At 58.1% G+C, this 6,985-nt stretch carries 6 protein-coding genes; 1 reads left to right on the top strand and 5 read right to left on the bottom strand.

The features are described from left to right. Positions 1–90: 90 nt before the first annotated feature. The gene (locus tag ACRAUW_RS06270; protein WP_431361583.1) at positions 91–624 is read right to left on the bottom strand and encodes an ATP--cob(I)alamin adenosyltransferase; all 534 of its coding nucleotides are present in this window, start codon (positions 622–624) and stop codon (positions 91–93) included. Positions 625–714: 90 nt separating this feature from the next. Further along, positions 715–1,857, bottom strand: coding sequence for a DUF5610 domain-containing protein (locus tag ACRAUW_RS06265; RefSeq protein ID WP_431361582.1), 1,143 nt, complete (start codon positions 1,855–1,857; stop codon positions 715–717). Positions 1,858–2,027: 170 nt separating this feature from the next. On the opposite strand from ACRAUW_RS06265, the gene trmA reads away from it, so the two are divergent. After that, positions 2,028–3,161: a tRNA (uridine(54)-C5)-methyltransferase TrmA gene (gene trmA / locus ACRAUW_RS06260; RefSeq protein ID WP_431361581.1), complete on the top strand. Its 1,134-nt coding sequence runs from the start codon at positions 2,028–2,030 to the stop codon at positions 3,159–3,161. Positions 3,162–3,238: 77 nt separating this feature from the next. On the opposite strand, the gene mglC is transcribed toward trmA, so the two are convergent. The 3 genes from mglC to mglB are packed head-to-tail and all read right to left on the bottom strand — an operon-like array spanning position 3,239 to position 6,826. Continuing rightward, positions 3,239–4,249 carry a galactose/methyl galactoside ABC transporter permease MglC gene (gene mglC, locus ACRAUW_RS06255; RefSeq protein ID WP_033136342.1) on the bottom strand — a complete coding sequence of 337 codons (1,011 nt, stop codon included), beginning with the start codon at positions 4,247–4,249 and terminating at the stop codon, positions 3,239–3,241. A gap of 16 nt (positions 4,250–4,265) precedes the next feature. Further along, complete coding sequence (mglA, locus tag ACRAUW_RS06250) at positions 4,266–5,786, bottom strand: galactose/methyl galactoside ABC transporter ATP-binding protein MglA (protein ID WP_431361580.1); 1,521 nt, start codon at positions 5,784–5,786, stop codon at positions 4,266–4,268. A 53-nt stretch (positions 5,787–5,839) separates the two neighbouring features. Continuing rightward, positions 5,840–6,826, bottom strand: coding sequence for a galactose/glucose ABC transporter substrate-binding protein MglB (mglB, locus tag ACRAUW_RS06245; RefSeq protein ID WP_431361579.1), 987 nt, complete (start codon positions 6,824–6,826; stop codon positions 5,840–5,842). Positions 6,827–6,985: the final 159 nt, after the last annotated feature.

Genomic DNA, 6,985 nt, shown 5'->3' with positions numbered 1-6,985 from the left:
CCTATTGTGTTATCGGAGCCATACCGAGTACGAGCACATGAGACTATCGTGTTTAAACCTCATGAAAAACAAAAGCTTTTTCTGCCGCCATCAGTAGTTGATGCTGACGTAGGGCACTTCCGGTACCTGCCAGCGCTGCTTGAGGTAGACGGTGAGCACGAAGAAGAAGTTGGCCAGCAGGTTGGCGAAGCGATAAAGAATGGGATCGAAGGCCACCTCGTTCTCTTCCAGCCGGACCAGCAGCCGCACCACCTTCTTGCTGCCACAGCGGCACAGATGGAGGGTGGGGATGGGCTGCGGCCCCTGCGGCAACACAAAACCGGTGACGCTGCCGCGACTCGCCTCGTTGTAGTAGTCATAGCGGGCTTTGAGCCACTCAAGATCTGCATCGAAGATCCCCAGCTTGCCGCGCACCGAGCCGTTGAGGTGGTAGATAAGCCGCTGCAACGCCGCGAGATCCGCCAGCATGGGCGCAGTATCTGCATCCGGCGCAAGGTGCGACAGTACGGCCCCGACCTGACAGCAGAGCTCATCGGTGGCGATTTCAAAATCACATTTGAGCGAGGTTTCGAAGATAAAGGGGTAGCAGAGCTCGCGCTTGTCTCTTGGCTTCTTGGGGTTCATGGGGCAACCGGATTGGAGAAAAAGCCAGTTTGCCAGCCCCGGGCAGGGCTGGCAAACGGCAAGTTATGATCTGGGTTGTACGCTGGTGACTCAGATGCGCTTGCCGACAGGCTCGGTGGAGGGCTGGAACTGGTTGACCATCCGCAGCGCCTCCAGCATTCGCTGGTTGAAGCTGGTGAAGCGATCGACTTGCATAGGCTCCTCTTCCCCTCTCGCGGCCAGCACGGCCGGGGTCAGCGCCTGTTGCTGGGCTGGTGGCAGCAGGCTATCTGCCTGTTTCTGCACCTGATCCAGCTTCGGCAGATAGTCGGCAAACGGCTTGATCAGATCTTGCAGGGAGTGAGCCCCCTGATAGGTCTGGCTCAGCTTGACGTTCTGCTTGAGCTTGAGAGAGTAGGAGGCCAGCTGACTGTCATCCAGTTTCAGCTCGCCCGCCTTTTTCAGCAGATCATCGAAGTTGCCGGAGAAGAAGTTCCCCGCCAGTTCGTCGATCCCCTTGACCAGCTTGCCAATGGACTCCATCTCCTCGCTGTTGAGATCCCCCTCCAGCGAGAAGCTGAAGCTCTGACTCGACTTGAGGCTGAACTGGCTGCCGCTGTCGTTCTTTTGGGAGCGGGTCTGCCAGCTGTCATTGAAGCGCAGCACCACCTTGTCGCCATCCTTGGTCTGGATCTCCAGATAACCCTGTTGACGACTGGCCATCTCGGCCTGTCCCATGTCGGTCGAGGAGACTTTGCCAAAGAACTCCTTCTCGAATTCCTCAAGCCCCTCCTGGATCAGTTTGTAACTCTGATCGATACCAGTCTTGATATCGTCGTTGTCAGTCGCCCATTTGCCGAGCAGTTTCTTCGCCTCGTCAAAGCCCTTGTCGATCCCCTTGCGGGCCTGATCCATCATCCCGGTCAGGTCGTCATCGGACTTGCCATCGGCCCGCGCGGCACCGAGCCGACCAGTCACGAACTGTAACACGTTGTCCGCTACCGCCTGGAAGTCGAACAGGGTCTCCGGGGTGATCTCCTCGGGCGGCTTCACCTTCGGCGCCTGATAGCCCTGACCGTTGATCTCCAGCGAAAACTGCAGCGCCTGCTGGATCAGTATCTGCGCCCATTTTGGCGGCTTGTGCAAGGAGACCTCCTCCTCGCGGCTCACCGGTTTTGACTCTGCCTGTTGGGGCGATTTGGGAGAAATACCCACTCCCTTGGGTTGGGCAGCGCCCACGCCATCGATCTGCATAATGTGTCCTCCCACCATGCCTGTGGATCTGTTATCGGCCCGACTGAACATTTCTTGACCACAAAATACTGGACAATCTGCGGCTGGCTTTTAAAATCGGGCCCCTTTGGGTGGCCTGTTGCCTTCCCCCGATTTCGACCCGGCCCGGCCGGTGTGCACATGAGGTATTTATGACCCACTTCCAACAGCCTTCCGCGAACGCTCCGGCGCCTAGAACCGCGGCCGACTATCAGGCCCAACTCGACGAAAAGCGCGCTCGCCTCACCGAGCTGTTTGCCGGATTTCCCCTCCCGGCTCTGGAGGTGTACCGCTCACCGGCCGAGTACTACCGGATGCGCGCCGAATTTCGCATCTGGCACGAAGGGGATGACCTCTTCCACTGCATGTATGCCCCGGCGACCAAAGAGATCATCAAGATAGACCACTTCCCCACCGCCAGCCGCCTCATCAACCAGCTGATGCCGGTGCTGCTGGAGGGGCTACGCCCACACCCGGTGCTGCGTCGCAAGCTGTTCCAGATCGACTACCTCTCCACCCAATCCGGCCAGATCATTGTCAGCCTGCTCTATCACCGCAAGCTGGAGGCCGAATGGCAACAAGCCGCCGAAGCGCTGCAGGCCGACCTGCGCGCCAAAGGGTTCGAGCTGCAGCTGATTGGGCGCGCCCACAAGCAGAAGGTCTGTCTGGGGGATGATTTTGTCATCGAGCAGCTCAACGTGGCGGGTCGCCAGCTCATCTACAAGCAGGTGGAGAACAGCTTCACCCAGCCCAACGCCGCCATCAACGAGCAGATGCTCGGCTGGGCGCTGGAAGTCACCCAGGGGAGCGAAGGGGATCTGCTGGAGCTCTATTGCGGCAACGGCAACTTCTCCATCGCGCTGGCGCAGAACTTTTGCAAGGTGCTGGCCACCGAAATCGCCAAACCGAGCGTCGACTCCGCCCAGTTCAATATTGCCGCCAACGGCGTCGACAACCTGATCATCCTGCGCATGTCGGCCGAGGAGTTCACCATGGCGATGCGTGGCGAGCGGGAGTTCAACCGCCTCAAGGGGGTCGACCTCAAGAGCTACCAGTGCAACACCATCTTTGTCGACCCGCCCCGCGCCGGTCTCGACGATGCCACCGTCAAGCTGGTGCAGGAGTACGACAACATCCTCTACATCTCCTGCAACCCCGAGACCCTGCAGGCCAACATGGCAGTATTGGGTGATACCCACGAAATCGCCCGTTTCGCCCTGTTCGACCAGTTCCCCTGGACCCATCACATGGAAGCCGGGGTCTATCTGCGCCGCAAGGCCGGTTGATTCAGGCAGACAAAAAACAGAAACAGGGCCGGATGGCCCTGTTTTTTTATTGCCGTACTGTCCGCGGGCAGTTGCCATTACTTCTTCTTGGCGTACTTCATGGAGTCCAGGGCCACCGCCAGAATGATGATGCCGCCCTTGATGATGAACTGCCAGTAAGGGCTGACCCCGATATAGGTCAAGCCATAGTTGATCAGAGTGAAGATAAGTACGCCGGTGATCACACCCGCGACCGTTCCCACCCCGCCGGCAAACGACACGCCGCCCACCACGCACGCCGCGATGGCATCCAGCTCGTACATGAAGCCGAGGTTGTTGGTGGCGCTACCGATACGGCCCGCTTCCAGCATACCGCCGAAGGCGTAGAAGACCCCCGCCAGCGCATAGATCATTACCAGATTGACCGCCACGTTGACGCCGGAGACCTTGGCCGCCTCGGGGTTGCCGCCGATGGCGAAGATGTTTTTGCCAAAGCGGGTCTTGTTCCACAGCACCCAGACAAAGACGCTGGCGATGGCGGCATAGAAGGTGAGATAGGAGAGCTTGAATCCTCCTATCCGGATAAAGCCCTGCGCGAAGCTGGAGAAGCGGGGATCAAACCCGGCCACCGGAGAGGCCCCGACCGAGTCAAAGTAGAGGGAGTTGATACCGTAGACGATGATCATGGTGCCCAGGGTGGTAATGAACGGGGTGACGTTCAGGTAGGCCACAATGAGACCGTTGACCAGACCAATCAGCGCCCCCACCACACACACTAGCAGGATCACCACCGGAATGGGCACCTCCCCCAGCGTCGGGAACACCTTGTTGACGTTGGTCAGCGCCTGCAGCATGGTCGCCGCAATCAGCGCCGCCAGACCGACCTGACGACCGGCCGAGAGATCCGTCCCCTGGGTGATGATGATGCCCGCCACCCCCAGCGCGATGATGACCCGCACCGAGGACTGGGTCAGGATGTTGCTGAAGTTGGTGAGGCTCAGGAAGGAGGGCTCCTGGATCACGATGACCATGAGCAGCACCAGCAGCACCAGATAGATAGCGTTTTCCTTGAGCGCCTGCATCAGATTGAAATTTTTTGCCGACTCCATAAATGTCTTCCTGTCTCTAGAGGTACAGAGATGCCAGGCGCAGTATCTCGCTCTGGTCAGTTTCTTTGGTATTGACGATCCCGGCGACCCGGCCATTGCTCATCACCATGATGCGGTCGGTGATCCCCAGCAATTCCGGCATCTCTGACGAGATGATGATGATCCCTTTATCCTTCTTCGCCAGCTCCAGGATGAGCTGGTAGATCTCGAACTTGGCCCCGACGTCGATGCCGCGGGTGGGCTCGTCGAGCATCAGGATCTCCGGCTGGGTCAGCAGCCAGCGACCGATGATCACCTTCTGCTGGTTGCCCCCGGAGAGGGAACCGATCTGGGTCTGCTGGGTCGGCGTCTTGACCCGCATGGAGTCGATCACCCACTGGGTATCGCTCTTCATCTTGTTGTCGCTGAGCAGCCCCATGGAGCCCCTGTAGCTGTCCATGTTGGCGATCAGGGAGTTGAAGGCGATATCAAGCCGCGAGTAGATACCGGTGGAGCGGCGCTCTTCCGTCACCAGCGCAAAGCCGTTGCGGATCGCTTCGTGGGCGTTGTGGTTGGCCACCTCTTTGCCGTGCAGCTTGATGCTGCCCTGGCTGCGATCGCGAATACCGAACAGGGTCTCGACGATGTCGGTGCGCTTGGCCCCCACCAGTCCGGCGATGCCGAGGATCTCCCCCTTGTGCAGGTTGAAGGTCACATCCTGAATGGAGGGCTGGTTTTTCGCCGTCAGGTGTTCGATCTCGAGGATCACCTCTTTCGGCTGGTTGGTTTTTTCCGGGAAGCGCTGGGTCAACTCGCGGCCGACCATCATGCCGATGATCTGATCCATGGTCATGCCCTTGAGCGGCTGGGTTGCCACCCACTGGCCATCCCGCAATATGGTGATCTCGTCACAGAGCTGGAAGATCTCCTCCATCTTGTGAGAGATGTAGACGATGCCGCACCCCTTCTCCTTCAACTTGTTGATGATCTTGAAGAGGTGGCTCACCTCTTTCTCGGTCAGGGAGGAGGTGGGTTCGTCCATGATGACGATCTTGGCATCGTAGGAGAACGCCTTGGCGATCTCAATCATCTGCATCTGGGAGACCGACAGGGTTGCGACCTTCACCTTGGGGTCGATGTCGATATCCAGCTCATCGAAGATGCGCTTGGTGTCGTCATACATCTTGCCGTGGTCGATAAACCACCCCTTGGTGGGGTAGCGGCCGAGCCACATGTTGTCCATCACGGTACGCTGCAGCACCAGGTTGAGCTCCTGATGCACCATGGAGACGCCATTTTCCAGCGCCTCTTTCGAGGAGGTGAAGTTGATCTCCTGCCCCTTGAAGAAGATCTTGCCCTGATCCTTCTCGTAGATGCCGAACAGGCACTTGAGCAGTGTGGATTTTCCCGCTCCGTTCTCGCCCATCAACGCATGCACAGAATGAGGACGGACCCGTAAATTGACATTATCGAGTGCCTTGACGCCGGGAAAGCTCTTACTGACGTCAATCATCTCCAACAGCCATTCTGATTGTTGCTGTGTTGTCATATCAGCCATCACATCTGGTTGAAAAAAGGGCAAGGGGATCACCCTTGCCCTGGAGGAGGGAATTACTCGAATTGGGACAGGTTGTCTTTATCCACACCGACGTAGGCAACACGTACTACCTTGTCGACGATATTCCACTTGGTGCCTTCACCGGCCGGTTTCCCTTCAGCCAGGTTCTTGGTCAGCTCGAAGGTGGCTTTGGCCTGGTTGGCCGCATCGTTCAGCACGGTACCCGCCATGGCACCGCTCTTGACCATGGCCAGCGCCTCCGGCAGCGCATCGACGCCGAACACCGGAATGGCGGTCTTGCCCTGGGCTTTCAGCGATTCGACAGCGCCCATCGCCATGCCGTCGTTGTTGGCGATAACCACTTCGATCTTGTTGGCGTTGGGGCCGGAGATCCAGGCATCCATCTTGTCTTTCGCCATGGCGGTATCCCACATACCGGTATCCATGTGCAGTTGCTCGGTCTTGACGCCGCCATCGTTCAGGGTCTTGACCACGTAGGAGGTGCGCGCTTCGGCATCCGGGTGGCCTGGCTCCCCTTTCAGAAGCACGAACTGGATCACGCCATCCTTGTTCAGATCCCAGGCCGGATTGGCTTTCCAGTGTTTGGCAATCAGCTGGCCCTGGATGATCCCTGACTCCTTGGAGTCGGTGCCCACGTAGTAGGCCTTGTCGTAGCTGGCCAGATCGGTAGCGCTCGGCTCCTTGTTGTAGAAGACCACCGGGATATCTTCGCCACGGGCTTTCTCAATCACCACCGGCGCCGCAGCCGGGTCAACCAGGTTAATGGCCAGCGCCTTCACCCCTTTGGCCAGCAGCACGTCGATCTGGTCGTTCTGCTTGGACTGGTCGTTCTGGGAGTCGTTCATCAGCAGTTCCACCCCCGGAGTGGCTGCCGCTTCCTTCTCGATGGCCTTGCGCACGACAGCCATGAAGTTGTCATCGTATTTATAGACGGTCACCCCGATACGGGTGTCAGCCTGGGCATTGGCTCCAGCCATCATGCCCATCAGCAGGGCGGCAACTGTGGTCAGTTTTTTCATTATGTGTGCTCCGATGTGTCTATCTGTGTTGTAGGGTGGCGAGCAATTGAGCAAGCGCCAGTCAATGTAATCAGTTTGTTGTCATTTCTTCTGTGATCATGACGACAAAATGAAAACGATTACACTCTGTTACATTGAAACTTTGTTTTTATTTTTCAG

The sequence above is a fragment of the Aeromonas sp. genome, assembly GCF_050633025.1.
In the GTDB taxonomy this organism is placed as follows: Bacteria; Pseudomonadota; Gammaproteobacteria; order Enterobacterales; family Aeromonadaceae; genus Aeromonas.
Note: the sequence above shows the minus strand (reverse complement) of the source record. Positions and strands in the feature narration are given on the sequence as shown.

Excerpts from the sequence above, each read along its gene's own strand:
- ACRAUW_RS06270 (WP_431361583.1), bottom strand. The coding sequence starts at position 624 with ATGAACCCCAAGAAGCCAAGAGACAAGCGCGAGCTCTGCTACCCCTTT.
- ACRAUW_RS06265 (WP_431361582.1), bottom strand. The coding sequence starts at position 1,857 with ATGCAGATCGATGGCGTGGGCGCTGCCCAACCCAAGGGAGTGGGTATT.
- trmA (WP_431361581.1), top strand. The coding sequence starts at position 2,028 with ATGACCCACTTCCAACAGCCTTCCGCGAACGCTCCGGCGCCTAGAACC.
- mglC (WP_033136342.1), bottom strand. The coding sequence starts at position 4,249 with ATGGAGTCGGCAAAAAATTTCAATCTGATGCAGGCGCTCAAGGAAAAC.
- mglA (WP_431361580.1), bottom strand. The coding sequence starts at position 5,786 with ATGGCTGATATGACAACACAGCAACAATCAGAATGGCTGTTGGAGATG.
- mglB (WP_431361579.1), bottom strand. The coding sequence starts at position 6,826 with ATGAAAAAACTGACCACAGTTGCCGCCCTGCTGATGGGCATGATGGCT.